Below are 21,547 nucleotides of genomic sequence, written 5' to 3'. Positions count from 1 at the left end.
ACCAGCGGAGCCAGCGGCAGCGTGATCTTGTCGCCGACGCCGCCGGTCGAATGCTTGTCCGCCGTCGGCCGGGACAGCTTGGCGAAGTCCATCCGCTCGCCCGAGGCGATCATCGCCGCGGTCCAGCGGGCGATCTCGCGCCGGTTCATCCCGTTCAGCAGGATCGCCATCGCCAGCGAGGACATCTGCTCGTCCGCCACGTCGCCGCGGGTGTAGGCGTCGATCACCCAGTCGATCTGGCCGTCGCTCAGCTCACCGTGGTCGCGCTTGGTGCGGATCACGTCGACCGCGTCGAAGCTCACAGGTCCTCCAGAAACTCAGGCCCGAACGCCTCGGGCAACAGCTCACGTAGCGGCCGGCTGCCGGTAGCGCATTCCACTTGTAGGTCAGGGCCGCCGTGCTCGTGCAGCAACTGGCGGCACCGTCCGCACGGGGTCAGCAGTTGCTCGTTGTGGTCGACACAGGTGAACGCGACCAACCGGCCACCACCGCTGGCGTGCAACTCGGAGACGAGGCCGCACTCGGCGCACAGGGTCAGCCCGTAGGAGGCGTTCTCGACGTTGCACCCGGCAACGATCCGGCCGTCGTCGACATACGCCGCGGCGCCCACCGGGTACCCGGAGTACGGCGCATAGGCGCGGCGCATCGCCTCGACGGCGGCCGCCCGCAGCGTCAACCAGTCGAACTCATTCGGCGACGTAGGGCTCACCGTCCGCCTTCGGTGCTCTGACCCGGCCGACCAGACCCGCGACCGCGATCACCGTCGCCAGGTAAGGGGCCATCAGCAACAACTCGCCCGGGATCGGGGTCTGGATGATCTGCAGCTGGGACTGCAACTGGGTGGCGAAGCCGAAGAACAGGGCGGCCACCATCGCCCCGATCGGATGCCAGCGGCCCATGATGAGGGCGGCCAGCGCGATGAACCCGTTGCCCGCGGTCATGTCCTTGCTGAAGGATCCCGCGTAGCCGACCGTGAAGAAGGCGCCACCGAGCCCGGCGAGGACCCCGGCCCACAGGACCGCGGAGTACCGGACGCGCTTGACCTTGATGCCGACGGTGTCCGCGGCCTTGGGGTGCTCGCCGACCGCGCGGACCCGCAGGCCCCACCTGGTCTGGAAGAGCACGAAGGTGACCACGGCCACCGCGAGGTAGGTGAGGTAGACGAGGATCGTCTGGTTGAACAGGATCGGGCCGAAGAACGGGATGTCGCCGAGACCGGGGATCTTCACCGCGGACAGGACATCCGGCGTGTTGAGGGACTCGGCATCCTCCTGCAGGAACTGGTCGAACAGATACCCGGTGATGCCGGAGGCGAACACCACCAGCACGACCCCGAGCACCACCTGGTTGACCAGGTACTTGATCGAGAACACCGCCAGCAGCGCGGCCATCAGGACACCGGTCAGCGCCGCGGCGATCAGAGCCGCGGCCGCGCTGCCCGTCGTACTGGAGACAACTGCCGCGGTGAAGGCTCCGACCAGGAACTGGCCCTCGATCGCGATGTTGATGACACCCGCGCGCTCACACAGCACGCCGGCCAGCGCGCCCAGGATCAGCGGGGTAGCGAAGTTCAGCGTGCCCTGGAACTGGTTGGCCAGCGGGAAGGTCTTGCCCGCGGCGGCCCAGCACAGGAAGGCCCCGATGAAACAGACCCCCAGTACTGCGGCCAGCCAGCCGGCGTACCGCTGCGGGACGCGGCGCAACACATACGCCACCGCGGCCAGCACGCCGAGCGCACCGAGCAGGATCGCGACTGGTTGCGCGGGAACACCCACCAGGTTGTTCTGCAGATCGCCCGAGACCAGCTGGAACGTCGCGTCGCCGTTGCCGGTGCCGATCGCCAGGCCGAGGCCGATCAGCGCGAACACGACCATCAGGCCGCCGACCCGCAACCGGCGGGTCCGCTCGGCGGGAGCCTCGATCTGGGGCGGGGCGGGAGCCCGTACCGGCTCGGTTGTCGTCTCGCTCATCCGTTCCAGCCTTTCGCGAGGACGGTGCCGGTACCGCGTTCCTTCGGCAGGAACCGGAAGACCGAGCGCACCAGCGCCGGAGCCGCGACGAACAGCACGATCACGGCCTGCAGGACGGTGGTCAGGGTCAGCGGCGTCTGCGTCTGCAGTTGCATCTGGAGACCGCCGGCGTTCAGGGCTCCGAAGAGCAGGCCCGCCAGGACCGTGCCCAGCGGAGTACCGCGCCCCAGCAGGGCGACGGTGATGGCGTCGAAGCCAACCGACGCGGCCACCCCGTCGGTCAGCGGGAGATCCGTTCCCAGCACCTGCTGGGTGCCGGCCAGACCGGCCAGGGCCCCGGCGACCACCATCGCGATCACGTAGGCCCGGCCGACCGACATGCCCGCAGTACGGGAGGCATCGGCGTTGGCGCCCACGGCGCGAAGCTCGAAGCCGACAGTCGAGCGGTTGAGCAACCACCAGACGAAGACCGCCGCCACCAGCGCCAGCAGGAAGCCGACATGCAGCCGGGTGTCGCCGAACTGCGGGTACTGCGCGTTCGCGTCGACGATCGGGCTGATCGGGTCCTCGCGCGCGGGCCGCTTGAAGGCCGTTGTCGTCAGCAACCACTGGAGCAGGTAGATGGCGACGTAGTTGAGCATGATCGTGACGATCACCTCGTGCGCGCCGGTGCGGGCCTTGAGCAGGCCGACCACGCCGCCCCAGATCGCGCCGCCGATCAGACCGGCGATCACCGCGACGATCAGGTGCAGACCGGGCGGCAGGGACCAGGCGAAGCCGACGTAGGCGGCCAGGATCGCGCCCATGATCAGCTGGCCCTGGGCCCCGATGTTGAACAGCCCGGTGCGGAAGGCCAGCGACACGGCCAGACCGCCGCAGATCAATGGGGTCGCCTGGGTCAGCGACTCGCTGATCGGGTCGAGGCCGCCGAGAGCGCCGACCGCGAGCGCCTTGTACGCCTCGCCGACCGCCGTGAAGGCGGCCGACACGGTGTCCATCGGCGCGGCGCCGAAGTACCCGGCCGCGGTCTTCACCTGGTCGTCGCCGATGATGATCAGGATCGCGCCGACGACCAGCGCCAGCACGATCGCGCTCAGCGAGACCAGGCCCTGGACCGCCCAGCTGGGCAGGCCCGAGGACCGGGGTTCCTTCACCGGCGTGGCCGGCGCCGGCGTCTGCTCCGGCTCGGTGGCCGTCTCGTTGCTCATCTAGATGGTTCCCAACGTGGTCGGGTTCTCGATCGCGACTTCGTGCGCCTCGGTCCGGGACGCCCCGGCCATCATCAGGCCCAGCTCGTCGCGCGGGGTGTCGGACGGGACGATGCCGACGATCTTGCCGCGGTACATCACCGCGACCCGGTCCGCCAGCGCGGCGATCTCGTCCAGCTCGGTGGACACGATCAGGACGGCAGTGCCCTGGTCGCGCTCCTTCACGATCCGGGTGTGCAGGAACTCGATCGAGCCGACATCCACGCCGCGGGTCGGCTGTGAGGCCACCAGCAGCTTCAGCGGTCTGGACAGCTCGCGCGCCAGCACCACCTTCTGCTGGTTACCGCCGGACAGCGAGGAGACCGGCAGGTCGATGCTCTGGGTGCGGATGTCGAACTCGTCCACCCGCTCGCGGGCGTTCTTCTCGATCGCGTCGGTCCGCAGCGCCAGCCCGTTGCCGAACGGGGCCCGCCGGAACAGGTCGAGCACCAGGTTCTCCGCGACCGTGAAGGAGGCGACGAAGCCGTCGCGACCGCGGTCCTCGGGGACGTACCCGATACCGGCGTCCAGCCGGTGCTTGGTGGTCCGGCCGGTCAGGTCGTTGCCGTCGATCGAGATCGTGCCGGCCGCGATCGGGGTCAGGCCGAGCACCGCCTCGGCGAGCTCGGTCTGACCGTTGCCCTGGACACCGGCCACGGCCATGATCTCGCCGGCCCGGACCTCCAGGTCGACGTTGTCGACGGCGGTGAACCCGCGCTCGTCGATCACCGTGAGGCCTTCGATACGCAGTACCGGTGCTCCTGGGTTGGGCGGATCCTTGTCCACCACCAGGTCGACCGCGCGGCCGACCATCAGCTCGGCCAGCGACTCCTCGGTGGCCGACGGCTCGGCGCTGCCCACCACCTTGCCGCGGCGGATCACGGTGATCTTGTCCGCGATCGCCTTGACCTCTTTGAGCTTGTGGGTGATGAAGACGATCGAGGTGCCGCTCTCCTTCAGTTGCCGCATCACCGCGATCAGCTCGTCGATCTCGGCCGGGGTGAGCACGGCGGTCGGCTCGTCCAGGATCAGCACCTTGGCCTCGTTGGTGAGCGCCTTGATGATCTCCACCCGCTGCTGCACGCCGACCGGGATGTTCTCCACCAGCGCCTCGGGGTCGACCTCGAACCCGTACCGCTCGGACAGTTCGGTGACGAGCTGGTTCGCCTTCTTGCGGTCCAGGACGCCGCCGGGATGGGTGTTCTCCCGGCCGAGCATGATGTTCTCGGCGACGGTGAACACCGGCACCAGCATGAAGTGCTGGTGCACCATCCCGATGCCGTGCGAGATCGCGTCCCGCGGCGAGGTGATCTTGACCTTCTCGCCGTCGATCAGGATCTCGCCGGAGTCGGGCTGCAACAGGCCGTACAGCATGTTCATCAGGGTGCTCTTGCCGGCGCCGTTCTCACCGAGCAGGCAATGGATCTCGCCCGGCTCGATCACCAGGTCGATGTGGTCGTTGGCGACCAGGGAGCCGAAGCTCTTCGTCAGCCCCGAGAGCTCTAGATGCATGCGCGGGCAGCCTTCCTTCAGACGGCGAGCCAGGCAGATCGACCCGTGCGGGTCGTCTGCCTGGCTCGCACCGTACTACGTGTTTGTGTCTAGGCTCAGGAGGCCTTCGGCTGCGCCTTCGACGCGATGGTGATCTTGCCGCTGATGATGTCGGCCTTGATCTGGTCCAGCTCGGTCTTCAGCTCGGCCGGGACCTTGCTGTCGAAGTCGTGGAACGGCGCCAGGCCGGTGCCGCCGTTGTCCAGCGTGCCGATGAACTGGCTGTTGTCGAACTTGTTGTCGACCACCGAGGTGACCGCGTCCTGGACGGCGACGTCCATACCCTTCTTGACGCTGCTGATCAGCACCGAGCAGTACTCCGCCGCGCTCTCGCAGCCGTCGGTGTCGACCCAGATGGCGTTCACCTTGCCGTTGCTCGCCTTGGCCGCCTGCAGACCGCCCAGACCGGACGGGCCGGCCACCGGGAAGATGATGTCGGCGCCCTGGGTGATCAGGTTCTGAGCCGTGTTCTGGCCCTTGGCCTTGTCCTCGAAGTCACCGGTGAACAGGCCGGACTGCTTCGCGTCGTCCCAGCCGAGCACCTGGACATTCTTGCTCTTCTGGGTGTTGTAGTACCGCACGCCCTCGGCGAACCCGTCCATGAAGATGGTCACCGGCGGGATCTTGATGCCGCCGTAGGTACCGACCTTGCCGGTGGTCGACATCGCCGCCGCCAGGTAGCCGGCCTGGAAGCTCGACTGGGCGGTGTTGAAGCCGAGCGGCTTGACGTTCGTGATCGGCTTGGCCGGGGCCGAGTCGACGATCGCGAACTTGATGTCCGGGTTGGCCGCGGCCGCCTTGTCGGTGGCGTCCTCCAGCTTGAACCCGACCGCGATGATCACGTTGCACTTCGCCTGCACCATCGCGGTCATGTTGGTGGGGTAGTCGTTGTCCGACTTCGACTCCGCCTTGACCTCCTGCAGACCCTTCGCCTTCACCGCGGCCTGGAGGCCGGCGTACGACGTCTGGTTGAACGACTTGTCGTCGAAACCACCCGAGTCGGAGACCATGCAGGCCTTGAAGTCCTTGTTGGCGCCCCCCGCCGCCGCGTCTTCCGCCGGCTTGCTGCCACACGCGGCGACGGCGAGCGTCACCACGCCCACGATCGCCAATCCCCGCACGTACTTCTTCACCGGACGTCTCCTTCGTCGACCAAAACTGCTTGCCCGGCACGCCTTCCCCAGGGTGCCGCATCCGCAGACTATAGGGGCCACTCCCGCTTCTTTGAACGTGAAGAGGGCCTCGATACCGGAAAGTGACCGGCGCTTTCATAACATCCCTGGAACTCCTGCGGTACGGCTACCGTCCGCTCGACCGGGATTACCGAGCGCAACTTTGCTCACTGTGAGTTGCGATCACAGTAGGTGATCGCGGTGCGGTCTGGCCAGGTCCCGAAATCCCGGGATGAAAGAATCGTTGAATGACGACTTCGCACCAGCTGCTGCTCGCCGACGTGGAGACCCGCGTCGCCAAGGTGCAGGACGAGGTGATCGCGGTACGCCGGGACCTGCACGCGCACCCCGAGCTCGGCTGGCACGAAGTCCGCACCACGGAACTCATCAAGCAGCGGCTGATCGCGGCCGGCCTGTCGCCGCAGGTGCTGCCGACCGGGACGGGGCTGATCTGCGACATCGGCTCGGGTGACACCTGTGTCGCCCTGCGCGCGGACATCGACGCGCTGCCGGTGCCGGACGCCATCGAGGCCCCGTGGCGCTCGACCATCGACGGAGCAGCGCACGCCTGCGGGCACGACATCCACACGGCTGCTCTGCTCGGGGCGGGTCTGGTGCTCGCGGGCATGGCGCGGGACGGATTGCTCGACCGGAGGGTGCGGCTGATCTTCCAGCCGGCCGAAGAGGTGATGCCGGGTGGTGCGCTCGGCGTGATCGCGGCCGGCGGGATCGACGGGGTGCACCGGATCTACGGGCTGCACTGCGACCCGAGGCTGCAGGTCGGCCAGATCGGTCTGCGGGTCGGCGCTCTGACGGCTGCTGCCGACAGGATTCTCGTACGCCTGACCGGGCCCGGGGGACACACCTCGAGACCGCATCTCACGGCTGATCTGGTCTACGCGCTGGCTCAGCTGGTCACCGAACTCCCGGCAGCGTTGTCCCGCCGGGTCGACCCGCGGGCGGGGATGTCGCTGGTCTGGGGCCGGATCACCGCGGGCTCTGCGGCGAACGCGATCCCGGCTCGCGGCGAGGTCGAAGGGACCGTGCGCTGCCTGGATGTGAACGCCTGGCGACTCGCGGCCGAGCTGATCCCGACCCTCGCGGCCCAACTGGTCGCCCCCTTCGGCGTCGAGGTGGACACCGAGGTCACCCACGGAGTACCGCCGGTGGTGAACGATCCACGGGCGATCGAGGTCTTCCGCTCAGCGGTCGAACAGACCCTGGGAGTCGACTCACTCGCTCAAACGGACCAGAGCCTGGGCGGCGAGGACTTCGCCTGGTATCTGGAGCACGTACCGGGCGCGATGGCGCGACTCGGAGTACGGGCTGTCGGCACCGAAACAGCAGCCGATCTTCACACCCCGGAGTTCAACCCCTCCGAGAACGCCATCGCCCTCGGCACAACGCTGCTGACGGCGTCCGCCTTGTTGGACTGACCTAGAACGTGTCGGCGGGGATGTAGGCGCCCCAGATTTCGCGGAGGGCGTCGCTGACCTCGCCTACGGTGGCGCGGGCCTTGAGGGCTTCCTTCATCGGGTAGAGGCAGTTGGCGTCGCCCCGGGCTGCTGCCTGGAGGTCGGCGAGGGCCTTGTCGACGGCGTCGTGGTCGCGCTCGGCGCGGAGCTTGGCGAGGCGCTCGACCTGCTGAGCCTCGATCGTGGGGTCGACCCGGAGCGGTTCGTACGGCTCCTCCTCGGCGACCTTGAACTTGTTCAGCCCGACGATCACCCGCTCGGCCGAGTCGATCTGCTGCGCGATCCGGTACGCCGAACGCTCGATCTCCTGCTTCTGGAATCCCTTCTCGATGGCCGCGACGGCACCACCGAACTCTTCCACCTGGTCCATCAGTTCGCGGGCCGCGGCTTCCACCTCGTCCGTGAGCGACTCCACGACGTACGAGCCGGCGAAGGGGTCGACGGTCGCGGTGATGTCGGTCTCGTAGGCGAGCACCTGCTGGGTCCGCAGAGCTAGCCGGGCGGCCTTCTCGGTGGGCAGGGCGATCGCCTCGTCGTACGAGTTGGTGTGCAGCGATTGGGTGCCGCCCAGCACGGCGGCGAGTCCCTGGATCGCGACGCGGACTAGGTTGACCTCGGGCTGTTGCGCGGTCAGCTGGACACCGGCCGTCTGGGTGTGGAACCGCAGCATCAGGGACTTCGGGTTCTTCGCGTGGAACTCGTCGCGCATCACCTGGGCCCAGATCCGCCGGGCCGCGCGGAACTTGGCGACCTCCTCGAGCAGGGTCGTCCGGGAGACGAAGAAGAACGACAGTCGCGGGGCGAAGGTGTCCACGTCGAGGCCGGCCGCGACCGCCGTACGGACGTATTCGATGCCGTCGGCAAGGGTGAAGGCGATCTCCTGCGCGGGCGTCGCTCCCGCCTCGGCCATGTGGTAGCCGGAGATCGAGATGGTGTTCCAGCGCGGCAACTCGGTCTGGCAGTACGCGAAGATGTCGCTGATCAGCCGGAGCGATTCCTTCGGCGGGTAGATGTAGGTGCCGCGGGCGATGTACTCCTTCAGCACGTCGTTCTGGATCGTGCCGGTCAGCTTGTCGCCGGAGACACCCTGCTCCTCGGCCACCAACTGGTAGAGCAGCAACAGCACCGAGCCGGGCGCGTTGATGGTCATCGAGGTGGACACCTGGTCCAGCGGGATCTCGTTGAACAGCAGCCGCATGTCGTCGATCGAGTCGATCGCCACCCCGACCTTGCCGACCTCACCGTGCGCGATCGCCGCGTCCGAGTCGTACCCCATCTGCGTCGGCAGGTCGAACGCGACCGACAGCCCCATCGTCCCGGCTTCGATCAGCTGGTGATACCGCTGGTTGGACTCCACAGCCGTCCCGAACCCGGCGTACTGCCGCATGGTCCAGGGCCGCTGCGTGTACATCGTCGGGTAGACGCCCCGCGTGAACGGGTACTCGCCCGGCACACCCAACTTCTCCGCTGGGTCGAAACCTTCAAGCTTGTCGGGACCGTAGACAGGCTCGAAGTCCCACCCCGACTCGGTCTGGTGGCTCATCTCCCAACCGTAGGCCCGATCCCCACTTCCCCACACCACCCACCACGGTGACATCCAGCACCCTGTGTGACCGGAGTCTCGCGCTCAGACCAAGACAAGGCCGAGTTTGGCCGCGACCTCTGCCTGGGCGGTGTCCCGACTTGCGAAACCACAGGCTTCCGGCGAGGACAACGGCATTGCGGCCAGCTCGGCTACCGCCAGATGCAGAGCGTCCAGAGATCTGATGGCATATTCACGGACGATCTCGATCGCCCTTGCCTCAACCGCGACGGCGTCCGGGCGGAGCAAGGTAACGGGGCCGTCGACGGCTACGTCCACCTCGAAGGCGGCGAGAAGGTCGTCAAGTGCCGCTCGGCCACCTCGGGCTGCGCGGGTGAGCGCGCTGGTGACCTCGACCAGCGTCCACGTCGACGTCACCAGCGCGTCCTCACCGTCCAGCAGATCGTTGGCAGCGGTGTGGCCGTTCTCGTCCGGCAGGTAGGCGCGCACCAGCACGGACGAATCGACGTAGATGATCATCTAGCGGCCGTCCTCGAGGATCGCGTCGACGACCGGACCGAGTCCCTTGGCAGAGTCCAGAGCGGCCTGCCGTTCAGCCCGCGTGAGAATCCGGCGAGGGGCGTGCGGCTCCGCAAGGACGCCGAGTTGATGGGCCCTCGCGCGCAGTCGCCTGCGGACGGACGCAGGATCTTCCTCGATCAGATGGTCGAGCAGTTCGGTGGCCAGAGCATTGACAGACTGCCCGCGCTCCTGGGCACGAGCCGCCAACCTGGCATGCAGGTCATCAGGCACACGAAGCAGAAGTTGTCTCATGACGACAATGCTATCAACCAAGGCGCGCGGGTGCTATCACTCCAGCGAAGGTGATCGACAACCACGGCCAACGGCAAGTGGTCAGGTCACGGTCGCCGGGGTGGGGGGTTTTGGTCATCGAACGGCCATTTGGTGGCCGTTGAGGTGTCGTCGGGGGATCTGCGGACTGTCACGAGAGTGTCGCCGAGGGTTCACCCGGAGTGGGGAACCTCCGGAGTGTGCGCATCGTGATGGTCGCTGAGTCCTTTCTGCCGCAGATCAATGGTGTGGCGAACACGGTTCGTCATGTCGCCGACCGGTTGCTGGCCCGCGGGCACCAGCTGCTGATCATCGCCGCCGGACCCGGTCCGGACAACTACAAGGGCGTCCGCGTACTGCGCGCCCGCAGCTTCGGGATCCCCGGGTACAAGGAGTTCCCGGTCGGTCTGCCGGACCCCGCGATCGAGCGGGCGATGGCCGAGTTCGAGCCCGACCTGGTTCATCTCGCCTCGCCGTTCATCCTCGGTGCGTACGGTCTGCGCAGCGCGCGCCGGCTGGACCTGCCGACGGTCGCGATCTTCCAGACCGACATCGCCGGCTTCGCCCGGCAGTACCCCTGGTTCGCCAAGGCCGATCGCGGCGCCTGGGCCTGGGTCCGCCGGGTGCACTCCCGCGCCGACCGGACCCTCGCGCCGAGCTCCTCCGCGATGGCCCAGCTGATCCAGGTCGGGGTCCCCCGGGTGCACCACTGGGGCCGCGGCGTGAACCTCGATCTCTTCGATCCCAAGAACCGCTCGCAGGCCTGGCGGGACCAGATCTCCCCCGACGGCAAACCGATCGTGGGCTACGTCGGCCGGCTCGCGGCGGAGAAGAAGGTCAAGCGCCTCGCCGAGCTGACCGAGCTCGACTGCCACCTTGTCATCGTCGGCGACGGGCCGGACCGGTCGTCCCTGGAGCATTCCTTGCCGGGCGCAACCTTCCTCGGAATGCGCCGGGGCGCCGACCTGGCCTCGATCTTCGCCGGGTTGGACGTCTTCGTGCACACCGGCGAGCACGAGACGTTCTGCCAGACCATCCAGGAGGCCCAGGCGTCCGGTGTCGCCACGGTCGGCCCGGCCGCGGGTGGTCCGCTCGACCTGATCAAGCCGGGCGAGACCGGAATGCTCTTCGAACCAGGAAAACCGGGCTCGCTACGGGACGCGGTCTCGGTCATGCTGGATTACCCCCAAGCCCGCGCCCGGATGGCGGCGGCGGGACTCAAGCGAGTACAGACAAGGACGTGGCCGGCTGTGGTCGATGATCTGGTGGACCGGCACTACGCCGAGGTACTCCGCGAGGCTGCTGCCGTCCGGTCCGTCGCATGACGCTGAGGATTGCGCAGCTCGCGAACTTCGTGGGACCGACCTCCGGCGGGATGCGGACGGCGATCGAGCATCTCGGCCAGGGGTACTGCGAGGCCGGTGCCGCGCGGATCCTGATCACGCCCGGTGAGCGCGACAGTGTGACCGAGACCGAGGCCGGCACGGTGATCCGGATGAAGGCGCCGAAGATCGGCGGCGGCTACCGCTTGATCACCGATCCGTGGCGAGTGATCGAGACCCTGGAGCGGTTCAGGCCCACCAGCGTGGAGATCTCTGACAAGTCCACTTTGTTGCCGGTGGCAAGGTGGGCGCGGAAGAACGGCATCGGCTCGCTGCTGTTCTCCCACGAACGCCTCGACGCCATGCTCTCCCTCCGCACCGGCCGCCAACTGGGCGTCGCCGCCGGGGTCGGCGCCCTCTACCGCCTGCTCAGTCGCACGTACGACGCTGTCGTCGTCACGTCGCGCTACGCGGCAGCCGAGTTCGACGAGGTCACCACCCCGCTGGTCCGGATCCCCCTCGGCGTCGACCTGGACACCTTTCACCCGTCACTCGGCGCACCCGCCGATGACGGGCTGCTCAAACTCGTCCACGCCGGCAGGTTGTCCCGCGAGAAGAGCCCTCACCTCGCCGTCGCGACGGCTGCCGAGCTCCACCGCCGCGGTGTCCCGCTCCGGATGGACGTCTACGGCTCGGGCCCTCACCTGGACGAACTGGTCGCCATCGCCGGCCGTGCCCCGGTGATCTTCCACGGGTACGTCGACGGCCGGGTCACCCTGGCCCGTCACCTGGCCGAAGCCGATATCGCCCTGTCGGTCTGCCCGGGCGAGACGTTCGGCCTCGCAGTACTGGAAGCTCTTGCCGCTGGAACACCTGTGGTCACTGCCGATACCGGTGGCGCCCGTGAGTTGGTCGACGAGACCTGCGGCCGCTGGGGGCCGGCAACCCCCGCGGCGCTGGCGGACGCAGTACTGGAACTGGCAACCGTGCCCGGCCGTAGAGCCGCGGCGCGGCAGCGGGCCGAGCTCTATGACTGGGACAGCTGTGTGCAGCACATGCTCAAGCTGCACACCCAGCTGGCCCAGGCCCGCTTGGCTGCGTAGTCGTAGCTGTTCAGGTGAGGTGGTCGTAGTCGCCACGGACCCAGGCGGCGTGGCGGTCGGCGGAGTTGCGGACAACAGTGCGGGCGTCCGTGGGAATGCTGGCACCGAAGTTGCCGTAGAGGCGGTCGTAGGTGAAGACGTCCAGGGCCTTGGCTACCCGGTCGACGACCGCGCCTGACAGCGGGATGCGGTTCGGGTAGCTGCGCATGAAGCTCACCGAGGTGCGGTCTGGGTTGGCGAAGATGGTGTCGCCTGCCAGCACGACTCCCTTGCCCCCGGCACCTTCCGCCCAGTGCACCACCGCGCTGCCCGGGAAGTGCCCGCCCGGCTGGATCAACGTGACGCCGGGCAGCAGGTCGAGGGTGCCGGACCAAGTCTGGATCACCGGATCCTGCCGAGCCACCCACTCCTTGTCAGGCTCCGAGACATAGACCGGTACGCCGCCCAGCCGGTGGCTCCACTCCACCTGGACTCCGTACATGTGCGGGTGGCTCGCGATCACGGCGACGACCTCCCCGAGTTCGCGGACCCGGCGTACGGCGTCGTCGTCGAGGTAGCCGATCGGGTCCCAGAGAAGGTTCCCCTCGCTCGTCCGGACGAGCATCGACTGCTGACCGATGCCGGCGCTCGGCTCCGAGGTGATCCCGTGCAGACCGGGCTCGACCTCCTTGACCTTGACCTGGTAGCCGTCGGCGGCCAGCTCCTCCAACGTGGTCCAGTGCTGTCCGTCGGCGGGCACCCACTGCCGCTCGTCCGCGCAGATCGCGCACACCTCCACCTGCTCGGAGTGCTCCACCGCACAGGTCTTACAGATCCAGAAACTCACGTCTTCCTCCCCAAATCGGTGACGCCGCGAACATACGCCTCGCCGAGGTCCACCGACACCGCCGGAAGAAGGCGGCTTGCTGTAACCGGCTCAGCAAGTTACAGTCCTCAGGTGAACGCGCTGGATTTCCGATTCCACACAGGGGCGCTGTCCACCGATTTCGTGGCGACCGTCGGCCGCCGCCTCGCCGGTGGGCTCGAGCGGCTGACCAGCCCCGCCCGGCTGACCGAGTGGCTGGCCGGGGCCGGCGTTGACGTCGCCGGCCGGCAAGTCTCCAGCCGCGAGCTGCAGCAGGCCCAGGACCTCCGCGAGGCGATCTACCGGCTGCTGCTCAGCCGGATCGCGCAGGGACAGGCCACAGCGCAGCAGCAGGCGGCCACGGCTGACATCCGTGCGGTCAACAGCTGGGCTCGCAAGCGGCCGGCGACGCCACAGCTGGCCGACGACGGATCCTTCGCGCTGCAGAAACTCGTGGGTGAGGATGCCGGGACGGCGCTCGGAGTCATCGCTCGCGATGCGATCGACGTGGTGACGGGCGAGCGAGCGGCGTACCTGCGGGCCTGCGAGGCAGGCGATTGCGGGATGCTCTATCTCGATCTGTCGCAGGGCCTCACGCGGCGGTGGTGCTCGATGACGGAGTGCGGAAACCGGGCCAAGGTCGCCGCCCATCGCGCCCGGCGCAAGGAAGGCGCCGCGTCGTGATCCGGCATCAGCGAGTGGCAGTCACCGGTACTACGTTGCACACCGTCATCGCCGGAGACGGCGATCCCGTCGTACTACTGCACGGCTGGCCGGTGACCTGGTACCACTGGCGCGACCTCATCCCGATCCTGGCCCGCAAGCACACCGTCATCGCCCCGGATCTGCGGGGACTGGGGGATTCCGACCGACCACTCGGTGCCTACGGCAAAGAAACACTCGCCGCCGACATCGCCGAACTCACCGACCAGCTGGGGATCGGGCGTTTCGCGCTCGTGGGCCATGACTTCGGCGGCTCCGTCGCCTGCGCTCTGGCGGCCGCCCATCGGGACAAGGTGAGCCACCTGGTGATCGAGGAGGAGCTGTTGGCGGGGTGCCCGGTTCCGTTCGACCTGGTCAGTCCGCAGTACCCGCGCTGGCACAACGCCTTCCACGCCGTACCCGACGTACCGGAACTGCTGATCACCGGGAAGGAGCGCGACCATCTGAATCTCTTCTGGAGCCTCACCACGGCCGGTACTGCCTTCTCGCGCTCCGTGATCGAGGAGTACGAGCGGACCTATCTCACACCCGGCGCTCTCCGGGTCGGGCTGGCCTACTACCGGTCGGGAGCCGAGGACGCCGAACTCAACCGCAGGACGGCACATCGGCCGCTGGAGATTCCCGTCCTCGCCATCGGCGGAAGCGAAGCCATGGCAACCGCAGTCGAGGCATCCGTGCGCCAGATCGCCTCTGAGGTCTCGGGGGTCGTCGTCGACGACTGCGGCCACTACCCGGCCGAGGAGCATCCGCGGCAGGTTGCCGAGCTGATCGCAGCCTTCCTGCCCTGAAGGGTGGGCGTCGAGAGCGAAGTCACACCTGTCAGGACAAATCGACCCCGAGGGCAGCGATAACATCAAGAACGGCCTGGTTCCCTTCCAGGCCGAGCCGATCGCGGTCCCCTTTGCTGAACTGACGCCCCGGAGGGCCTGCGTCCACCGGCTCTGGTCTGTCGTCCGATCGGAGGATCGGTTTGCCCAGCAAGCCAGTCGGCACGCTGTACCGCGGTCATGAGGGCATGTGGTCGTGGGTCGCACACCGCATCACCGGCGTCGGGATCTTCTTCTTCCTCCTCGTGCACGTCCTGGACACCGCCCTGGTGCGGGTCTCGCCCGAGGCCTACAACGAGGTGATCGGCACCTACAAGAACCCGATCATCGGGTTGCTCGAGGTCGGGCTGGTCGCAGCGATCCTGTTCCACGCCTTCAACGGCATCCGGCTAATCCTGGTGGACTTCTGGGCCAAGGGCCCGCGCTACCAGCGGCAGCTGATGATCGGCGTCGGCATCGTCTGGGTGGTCCTGTTCGTGCCATTCGTGATCCGGCACCTGAGCCACGTGTTCGGAGGCTGACATGACCACCCCCGAGATCTCCCAGCCGCGCTCCTCGACCCGGTCCCGGTCGCTGAAGGGCGGCGGCCGCAACCGGTCCGGGCAGACCAACTTCGAGCTGTACAGCTGGCTGTTCATGCGGTTGTCCGGGCTCGCCCTGGTGGTGCTGGTGCTCGGCCACCTGTTCACCAACCTGATGCTCGGCGACGGCATCAACGCCCTCGACTTCGGCTTCGTGGCCGGCAAGTGGGCCAACCCGCTCTGGCAGGTCTGGGACCTGCTGATGCTGTGGCTGGCGATGCTGCACGGCACCAACGGGATGCGCACGATCATCAACGACTACGCCGAGAAGGACCAGAGCAGGTTCTGGCTGAAGGCCCTGCTGATCACCGCCTCGATCGTGATCGTGGTGCTCGGCACCCTGGTCATCTTCACCTTCGATCCCTGCCTCGACCCCAGCTCCACGCTGTCGGTCTGCAAGTAAGGACAGTCTTGTCATGCAGCGCCACCAGTACGACGTAGTCATCGTCGGCGCGGGCGGAGCGGGAATGCGCGCCGCCCTGGAGTCCAGCAAGCGGACCCGGACCGCGGTGCTCACCAAGCTCTACCCGACCCGGTCCCACACCGGCGCCGCCCAGGGCGGGATGTGCGCGGCCCTGGCGAATGTCGAGGAGGACAACTGGGAGTGGCACACCTTCGACACGGTCAAGGGTGGCGACTTCCTGGTCGACCAGGACGCGGCCGAGGTGATGTGCCGCGAGGCCGTCGACGCTGTGCTCGACCTGGAGAAGATGGGCCTGCCGTTCAACCGGACGGCCGAGGGCAAGATCGACCAGCGCTTCTTCGGCGGACACACCCGCAACCACGGCGAGGCCGTCGTCCGCCGGTCCTGCTTCGCGGCCGACCGCACCGGCCACATGATCCTGCAGACGCTGTACCAGCAGTGCATCAAGCAGAACGTCGAGTTCTTCAACGAGTACTACGTCCTCGACCTGCTGATGGTGGCCGGCAAGGCGACCGGCGTGGTCGCGTACGAGTTGGCCACTGGTGAGCTGCACATCTTCTCGGCCAAGTCGATCGTGTTCGCCTCGGGCGGGTTCGGGAAGGTCTTCCGGACCACCTCGAACGCGCACACCCTGACCGGCGACGGGATGGGGATCGTGTGGCGGAAGGGCCTGCCGCTGGAGGACATGGAGTTCTTCCAGTTCCACCCGACCGGTCTGGCCGGACTCGGAGTACTGCTGTCGGAGGCCGCGCGGGGTGAGGGCGGCATCCTGCGGAACAAGGACAACGAGCGGTTCATGGAGCGGTACGCACCGACCGTGAAGGACCTGGCCCCGCGGGACATGGTCGCCCGGGCGATGGCGAACGAAGTACGGGAGGGGCGTGGCTGCGGGCCGGACGGCGCGTACGTGATGCTCGACCTGACCCACCTCGAGCCCGCGCACATCGACGCGAAACTGCCGGACATCACCGAGTTCGCCCGCACCTATCTGGGCGTCGAGCCGTACACCGAACAGATCCCGGTGTTCCCGACCGCGCACTACGCGATGGGCGGCATCCCGACCAACATCCAGGGCGAGGCGCTGGCGAACAACGACGACGTCATCCCCGGCCTGTACGCCGCGGGCGAGGTCGCCTGTGTCTCCGTGCACGGCGCGAACCGGCTGGGCACGAACTCCCTGCTCGACATCAACGTGTTCGGCCGGCGGGCGGGGATCGCCGCCGCGGAGTACGCGGCGACGGCCGAGTTCGAGGACCTTCCGGACGCTCCGGAGACCTTCGTGGTCGACCTGATCGAGGGCATGCGGACGGCGACCGGCGAGGAGCGGGTGGCGGCGATCCGGTCGGACCTGCAGGCGACGATGGACATCAACGCGCAGGTGTACCGGACCGAGGGCTCGCTGAAGCAGGCGCTCACCGACATCGAGGCGCTGAAGGACCGGTTCAGCCGGGTTTCCGTGCAGGACAAGGGCAAACGGTTCAACACCGACCTGCTCGAGGCGGTCGAGCTGGGCTTCCTGATCGACCTGGCCGAGGTGCTGGTGGTGTCGGCGCTGGCCCGCACGGAGTCCCGCGGCGGGCACTTCCGCGAGGACTATGCGACCCGCGACGACGTGAACTTCATGCGGCACACGATGGCCTACCGGTCGATCGATGCCGAAGGCAACGTGAATATCCGGCTGGACTACAAGCCGGTCGTGCAGACTCGCTACAAGCCGATGGAGCGGAAGTACTGATGGACGTCAAGGTCAAGATCCTTCGGTACAACCCCGAGGTCACGCCCGACGCCGAGTGGAAGACCTACTCGGTCACCCTGCAGCCGGGCGACCGGGTGCTGGACGCGCTGCACAAGATCAAGTGGGAGCAGGACGGCACGCTGACGTTCCGGCGGTCCTGCGCGCACGGGGTCTGCGGTTCGGACGCGATGCGGATCAACGGCCGCAACCGGCTGGCCTGCAAGACGCTGATCAAGGACCTGAACCCGGACAAGGAGATTACCGTCGAGCCCATCAAGGGGCTGCCGGTGCTCAAGGACCTGGTCGTCGACATGGAGCCGTTCTTCGACGCGTACCGCTCGATCATGCCGTTCCTGGTCACCGACGGGCACGAGCCGAGCCGGGAGCGGATCCAGTCGCAGTCCGACCGGGAGCGCTTCGACGACACCACCAAGTGCATCCTCTGCGCCGCCTGTACGACGTCCTGCCCGGTCTTCTGGTCCGACGGCCAGTACTTCGGTCCGCAGGCGATCGTCGGCGCGCACCGGTTCATCTTCGACAGCCGCGACGAGGGCACCGAGCAGCGGCTGGAGATCCTGAACGACAAGGAGGGCGTCTGGCGCTGCCGGACCACCTTCAACTGCACAGAAGCCTGCCCCCGCGGCATCGAGGTCACCAAGGCCATCCAGGAAGTCAAACGAGCCCTCATCTTCCGCCGCGTCTGACCCTCCCGCTCCTCACTTACGTCCGAAGAACCTTGGGCTATAACCCAAGGTTCTTCGGACGTTGTGGCTTCTCTGCAACCAAATGGCGGTCGTGGGAGTCGTTCGGGGAGAAGATGTCGCTATCGGGGAGGGTGGATGGGCGAGGGAGAGAGCCTGCGCGACCTGTACGACGGGTGCTACCGCCGGCTGGTCGGGCAACTGTTCGCCGTCTGCGGGAACCTCGGTGAGGCTGAGGACGCCGTCCAGGAGGCGTTCGTCCGGGCGGTGGAGAAGCCCCGCCGGTTCGACCGGGTGGAGAACCCGGAAGCCTGGTTGCGGACCGTCGCGCTGAACGTGGTCCGCAGCCGGTACCGCCGGATCACCCGCTTCCACGGGCTGCTCGCCAAGGCCGCGATCCCACCGCCCGGTACTGCGCCAGGCCTGTCCCCCGATCACGTCGCACTCGTCGAGGCGCTGCGGCAACTGCCTTACGAACAACGCGAAGCGATCACCCTGCATCACATCGTGGATCTGCCGGTCCGCGAGATCGCCGTACAGCTGGGGGTTCCGGAGGGCACCGTGAAGGCCCGGCTGACGCGGGGGCGGAGCAGGCTGGCTCCGCTGGTCCGCGAGTTCGCCGACGACTCCGAGGAGGTCGACCATGTCTGAGCTGAAGGATCTGTCCTGGTCGGTCCAGGAGACGGTCGAGCCGCTGCCGTTCGAACAATTGGAGCGTCGCGCGGTACGGCGTCGTCGCCGGCGCCACGTGATCGTCGGAATCGGAGCCGCGGCAGCCACCGCCGCCGCAGTACTGGCTGTGCTCGTGCCGTTGGACCAGACCGGCCAGGCGCCCGTTGCCCCGGAGCCGACGAAGCCCGTGCAGTTCTGGCCCACTCCATCCCCGCCGAAACCTGACACTGGGGCAGCGGAGGCACTGATCGCGGCGCCGGGGGCACAGCTCGGTTCGACCCTCATGGCCACACCGACCAACTGGGCTGCCGCCTGGTCGAACTGCGCGCCGCAGCCATGCCGCCACAGCGCCGTCGTCAAGCGCGGCGCTGCGCGGGTTGTGGCGCCGGTACGCGAGCAGCCCTATGTCGTGGTGCAGGCGGGCGATGAGGCGATTGCCCTCTCCGGTCCGGCAGGGTTCTCACTTACGCCCGATGATCGGACCTGGGCACAGACGGTGATGGTGCGGTTGACCGACCGGGGTCTGATCGAGACCCAGTTGCACTTCGCCAAGTCGACGAAGACCTTCAGCGACGCGGAGATCCTGACGACCGCGAATGGCGAGCCGTTCGTGCTGAACCTGGAGAAGTCGACCCTGCGCCGACTCGAGATGCCGGCCGGGTTCGCAACGACCACCTCGCCTGTCCGGGACGGAACCGGGCGCTGGTGGGTGGTAGGCACGGAGGGCTTCAGCAGCGATATCGGCTGGACGGATGACGGTGGCGCGACCTGGACCACGGAAGTCCTCGATCTCGATGCGAGCGGCAGCACGGTCGCCGTCAGTGCGGACGGCCGGACGGTGCTGGCCACTTCGTGGGTCGACGGGGCGACGCTGGAGGCGATCGGGAAGGTGAGGATGTCGACGGATGCGGGTGCGCGCTGGCAGACGGTGCAGATCCCGCGGCTCGCTCGCGGCGGTGGGCCGGTGGCTTTCAACGACGGCACGGCACGGATGATCGGGATAGCGAACGACGACACCACCGCCCTGTACGGGATCGACTCCTCCGGCAGCATGACCAAGCTCCCGGGCCTGCCCGATCTGCTGGACGACCTGTCCGGCGACGGGAAGCTGCTGTACGGTCCGCTGATCCAGGGCTCGGCCCAGGAGCTGTTGCGAGGCCCGAGCCAGAACAAGATCGCCACCAGTACCGATCGCGGGCTGACCTGGCGTCAGTTCGAGCCGCGCTAGCGGCGGGGGTCAGTACCGCAGGGCCTGGCTCTCGAGTTCGACCTTCGACGGGCGGCCTCGCCGCCGTGGGTTTTGGCGGAGGGCGCGGCGCTCCTCCTCGGACTTGCCGCCCCAGACGCCGGCGTCCTGGCCCGTCTCGACCGCCCAGCGGAGGCAGGCATCCATCAGGTCGCAGCCCCGACAGACCTCCTTCGCCTCCTCGATCTGCTCCAACGCCCGCCCTGTCTTGCCGACCGGGAAGAACAACTCCGGATCCTTGTCCACGCATGCGCCGAAGAAGGGGAGTTTCATCGGGATCACCTCGTCACCTCCTGGGAAGGAATGATCGGTTGACTCGCCCGCTCACGGGCGAGGAACCCGTTGAGCTGCTCGATGGTGCTCATCAGCGGGGCCGGGAAGACGACGGTGGTGTTCTTGTCGACGCCGATCTCCACCAGGCTCTGCAGGTTGCGGAGCTGCAGAGCGATGGGGTGCGCCATCATGATGTCGGAGGCGGCGCCGAGCGCGTCCGCGGCCAGCGACTCCCCCTCGGCAGCGATGATCTTCGCCCGCTTCTCCCGCTCGGCCTCCGCCTGGCGGGCCATCGCCCGCTTCATGCTGTCGGGGAGCTGGATGTCCTTGAGTTCCACCAGGGTCACGACCACGCCCCAGTCCTCGGTCTGCACGTCGAGGATCTTGCGGATGCTGATGTTGATCTGGTCGGTCTCAGCCAACGTCTCGTCCAGGCTGTGCTGGCCGACCACCTTGCGGAGCGTGGTCTGGGCGATCTGGTCGATCGCGGCGGCGACGTTCTCGATGGCGATCACCGACTTCACCGGGTCGAGCACCTTGTAGTAGGCGACGGCGGAGACGTCGATGCTGACGTTGTCGCGGGTGATGATGCCCTGGGACTGGATCGGCATGGTGACGATCCGCAGCGGCACCCGGTTCAGTACGTCGATCAACGGCACGATGAAGGTCAGGCCGGGCTCTCTCACCCCGACGACCCGTCCCAGCCGGAACAGCACACCCCGCTGGTACTGCTGCACGACCCGGGCCGACAGGGCCAGCACCAGCAGTACGATCACCACCAGCACGACGATGACGGTCGTCAAACCACTCATGTCCGCTTCCTCTCCGAACTGCGCACGCCGGGTCCCAGGAGGGTGTCCTGAACGTTGAGCTATCAGGTTGGCGTGAGCGGGTGGTGGATTCCATCGGGGCCAGCGCCCCTCCGCACCGCGTGGTAGCTGCAATGCGCAGTACCTGCTAGCCGGTAGGGCGGTTGGGCGCCCGCCAGAGGGACAGCGGGTCGGGCGGAGGGCCACTCTGGTTCGGGAGGAGGCTCTCGGAAGAGACGCCAGTGGGCCACGCGGCGCGTAAATGCCCGCGTTGATGGGAGGTGGCGGGGATGACCGTCGAGGCAGCTGCGGCTGGGGTCGCGACGCTGAACCGGCTGGTGAGAGGCCGCTACCGGCTTCGGTCACTGCTGGGCCACGGCGGCATGGGTCTGGTCTGGCGCGCGGAGGACGAGGTACTGCGCCGGCCGGTCGCCCTCAAGCAACTCGTTCCGCACACCTCGGGCTCCGAGGAACAGTGGACGGAGAGTCGCGGCCGAG

General features: G+C 67.7%; 22 protein-coding genes and 2 pseudogenes. 12 read left to right on the top strand and 12 right to left on the bottom strand.

The features are described 5' to 3' along the window. The 6 genes and pseudogenes from VFG33_RS06845 to VFG33_RS06820 all read right to left on the bottom strand — a co-directional run. Positions 1 to 302: pseudogene (locus tag VFG33_RS06845) on the bottom strand (thymidine phosphorylase); the annotation flags it as partial. After that, entirely contained in the window at positions 299 to 709 is a 411-nt protein-coding gene (locus VFG33_RS06840) for a cytidine deaminase (RefSeq protein WP_325023565.1), read from the bottom strand. The pseudogene VFG33_RS06845 and the gene VFG33_RS06840, both read right to left, overlap by 4 nt. Continuing rightward, positions 687 to 1,970 (bottom strand): ABC transporter permease, encoded by a 1,284-nt coding sequence (locus VFG33_RS06835; protein WP_325023563.1) that lies wholly within the window; start codon positions 1,968 to 1,970, stop codon positions 687 to 689. Before VFG33_RS06835 ends, VFG33_RS06840 begins: the two co-directional genes overlap by 23 nt. Continuing rightward, positions 1,967 to 3,178, bottom strand: a complete 1,212-nt coding sequence (locus tag VFG33_RS06830; RefSeq protein WP_325023561.1) for an ABC transporter permease — start codon at positions 3,176 to 3,178, stop codon at positions 1,967 to 1,969. Before VFG33_RS06830 ends, VFG33_RS06835 begins: the two co-directional genes overlap by 4 nt. Further along, complete coding sequence (locus tag VFG33_RS06825; RefSeq protein WP_325023559.1) at positions 3,179 to 4,729, bottom strand: ABC transporter ATP-binding protein; 1,551 nt, start codon at positions 4,727 to 4,729, stop codon at positions 3,179 to 3,181. It lies immediately after the preceding gene. 95 nt (positions 4,730 to 4,824) lie between these two features. Next, a complete protein-coding gene (locus VFG33_RS06820; protein WP_325023557.1) occupies positions 4,825 to 5,901 on the bottom strand; it encodes a BMP family lipoprotein in 1,077 nt (358 codons plus the stop codon). 287 nt (positions 5,902 to 6,188) lie between these two features. Between VFG33_RS06820 and VFG33_RS06815 the strand changes: the two genes are divergently transcribed. Then, the gene (locus VFG33_RS06815) at positions 6,189 to 7,376 is read left to right on the top strand and encodes an amidohydrolase (RefSeq protein WP_325023555.1); all 1,188 of its coding nucleotides are present in this window, start codon (positions 6,189 to 6,191) and stop codon (positions 7,374 to 7,376) included. 1 nt (position 7,377) lies between these two features. Here VFG33_RS06815 and VFG33_RS06810 read toward each other — a convergent pair whose 3' ends face one another. The 3 genes from VFG33_RS06810 to VFG33_RS06800 form a co-directional block, all read right to left on the bottom strand. Continuing rightward, complete coding sequence (locus VFG33_RS06810; RefSeq protein WP_325023553.1) at positions 7,378 to 8,958, bottom strand: acyl-CoA mutase large subunit family protein; 1,581 nt, start codon at positions 8,956 to 8,958, stop codon at positions 7,378 to 7,380. 84 nt (positions 8,959 to 9,042) lie between these two features. Then, a complete protein-coding gene (locus VFG33_RS06805) occupies positions 9,043 to 9,477 on the bottom strand; it encodes a type II toxin-antitoxin system VapC family toxin (protein ID WP_325023552.1) in 435 nt (144 codons plus the stop codon). Beyond that, complete coding sequence (locus VFG33_RS06800) at positions 9,478 to 9,771, bottom strand: toxin-antitoxin system HicB family antitoxin (protein WP_325023550.1); 294 nt, start codon at positions 9,769 to 9,771, stop codon at positions 9,478 to 9,480. Positions 9,772 to 9,989: 218 nt separating this feature from the next. Between VFG33_RS06800 and VFG33_RS06795 the strand changes: the two genes are divergently transcribed. Further along, positions 9,990 to 11,114, top strand: coding sequence for a glycosyltransferase family 4 protein (locus VFG33_RS06795; RefSeq protein ID WP_325023548.1), 1,125 nt, complete (start codon positions 9,990 to 9,992; stop codon positions 11,112 to 11,114). After that, entirely contained in the window at positions 11,111 to 12,214 is a 1,104-nt protein-coding gene (locus tag VFG33_RS06790) for a glycosyltransferase (protein WP_325023546.1), read from the top strand. Before VFG33_RS06795 ends, VFG33_RS06790 begins: the two co-directional genes overlap by 4 nt. A 10-nt stretch (positions 12,215 to 12,224) precedes the next feature. Here the strand turns inward: VFG33_RS06790 and VFG33_RS06785 are convergent, their stop codons facing one another. Then, positions 12,225 to 13,040 carry an MBL fold metallo-hydrolase gene (locus VFG33_RS06785; protein WP_325023544.1) on the bottom strand — a complete coding sequence of 272 codons (816 nt, stop codon included), beginning with the start codon at positions 13,038 to 13,040 and terminating at the stop codon, positions 12,225 to 12,227. A 111-nt stretch (positions 13,041 to 13,151) separates the two neighbouring features. On the opposite strand from VFG33_RS06785, the gene VFG33_RS06780 reads away from it, so the two are divergent. The 8 genes from VFG33_RS06780 to VFG33_RS06745 all read left to right on the top strand — a co-directional run bounded on the left by VFG33_RS06780 (position 13,152) and on the right by VFG33_RS06745 (position 19,949). Next, positions 13,152 to 13,742 (top strand): CGNR zinc finger domain-containing protein, encoded by a 591-nt coding sequence (locus tag VFG33_RS06780; protein ID WP_325023542.1) that lies wholly within the window; start codon positions 13,152 to 13,154, stop codon positions 13,740 to 13,742. After that, positions 13,739 to 14,569 carry an alpha/beta fold hydrolase gene (locus VFG33_RS06775; RefSeq protein ID WP_325023540.1) on the top strand — a complete coding sequence of 277 codons (831 nt, stop codon included), beginning with the start codon at positions 13,739 to 13,741 and terminating at the stop codon, positions 14,567 to 14,569. The genes VFG33_RS06780 and VFG33_RS06775 overlap by 4 nt, the downstream gene beginning before the upstream one ends. 182 nt (positions 14,570 to 14,751) lie before the next feature. Then, positions 14,752 to 15,129, top strand: coding sequence for a succinate dehydrogenase, cytochrome b556 subunit (gene sdhC, locus VFG33_RS06770; RefSeq protein WP_325023538.1), 378 nt, complete (start codon positions 14,752 to 14,754; stop codon positions 15,127 to 15,129). 1 nt (position 15,130) lies between these two features. After that, positions 15,131 to 15,592, top strand: coding sequence for a succinate dehydrogenase hydrophobic membrane anchor subunit (locus VFG33_RS06765; RefSeq protein WP_325023536.1), 462 nt, complete (start codon positions 15,131 to 15,133; stop codon positions 15,590 to 15,592). 13 nt (positions 15,593 to 15,605) lie between these two features. Continuing rightward, positions 15,606 to 17,348, top strand: a complete 1,743-nt coding sequence (sdhA, locus tag VFG33_RS06760) for a succinate dehydrogenase flavoprotein subunit (protein WP_325023534.1) — start codon at positions 15,606 to 15,608, stop codon at positions 17,346 to 17,348. After that, complete coding sequence (locus VFG33_RS06755) at positions 17,348 to 18,052, top strand: succinate dehydrogenase iron-sulfur subunit (RefSeq protein WP_325023533.1); 705 nt, start codon at positions 17,348 to 17,350, stop codon at positions 18,050 to 18,052. Before sdhA ends, VFG33_RS06755 begins: the two co-directional genes overlap by 1 nt. 135 nt (positions 18,053 to 18,187) lie before the next feature. Further along, positions 18,188 to 18,700 (top strand): RNA polymerase sigma factor, encoded by a 513-nt coding sequence (locus VFG33_RS06750; protein ID WP_325023532.1) that lies wholly within the window; start codon positions 18,188 to 18,190, stop codon positions 18,698 to 18,700. After that, on the top strand, positions 18,693 to 19,949 hold the full coding sequence (locus tag VFG33_RS06745; protein ID WP_325023529.1) for a beta propeller repeat protein: 1,257 nt from the start codon (positions 18,693 to 18,695) through the stop codon (positions 19,947 to 19,949). The genes VFG33_RS06750 and VFG33_RS06745 overlap by 8 nt, the downstream gene beginning before the upstream one ends. Before the next feature lie 9 nt (positions 19,950 to 19,958). Here VFG33_RS06745 and VFG33_RS06740 read toward each other — a convergent pair whose 3' ends face one another. Both VFG33_RS06740 and VFG33_RS06735 read right to left on the bottom strand, forming a co-directional pair. Continuing rightward, the gene (locus VFG33_RS06740; RefSeq protein ID WP_325023528.1) at positions 19,959 to 20,240 is read right to left on the bottom strand and encodes a WhiB family transcriptional regulator; all 282 of its coding nucleotides are present in this window, start codon (positions 20,238 to 20,240) and stop codon (positions 19,959 to 19,961) included. 5 nt (positions 20,241 to 20,245) lie between these two features. Next, entirely contained in the window at positions 20,246 to 21,052 is an 807-nt protein-coding gene (locus VFG33_RS06735) for a slipin family protein (RefSeq protein ID WP_325023526.1), read from the bottom strand. Between the two features lie 287 nt (positions 21,053 to 21,339). Between VFG33_RS06735 and VFG33_RS06730 the strand changes: the two are divergent. Next, a pseudogene (locus tag VFG33_RS06730) lies at positions 21,340 to 21,547 on the top strand (hypothetical protein); the annotation flags it as partial.

Source organism: Kribbella sp. (genome assembly GCF_035687465.1).
In the GTDB taxonomy this organism is placed as follows: domain Bacteria; phylum Actinomycetota; class Actinomycetes; order Propionibacteriales; family Kribbellaceae; genus Kribbella.
The sequence above is the reverse complement of the archived record's forward strand: the minus strand, read 5'-3'. Positions and strand labels throughout refer to the sequence as shown.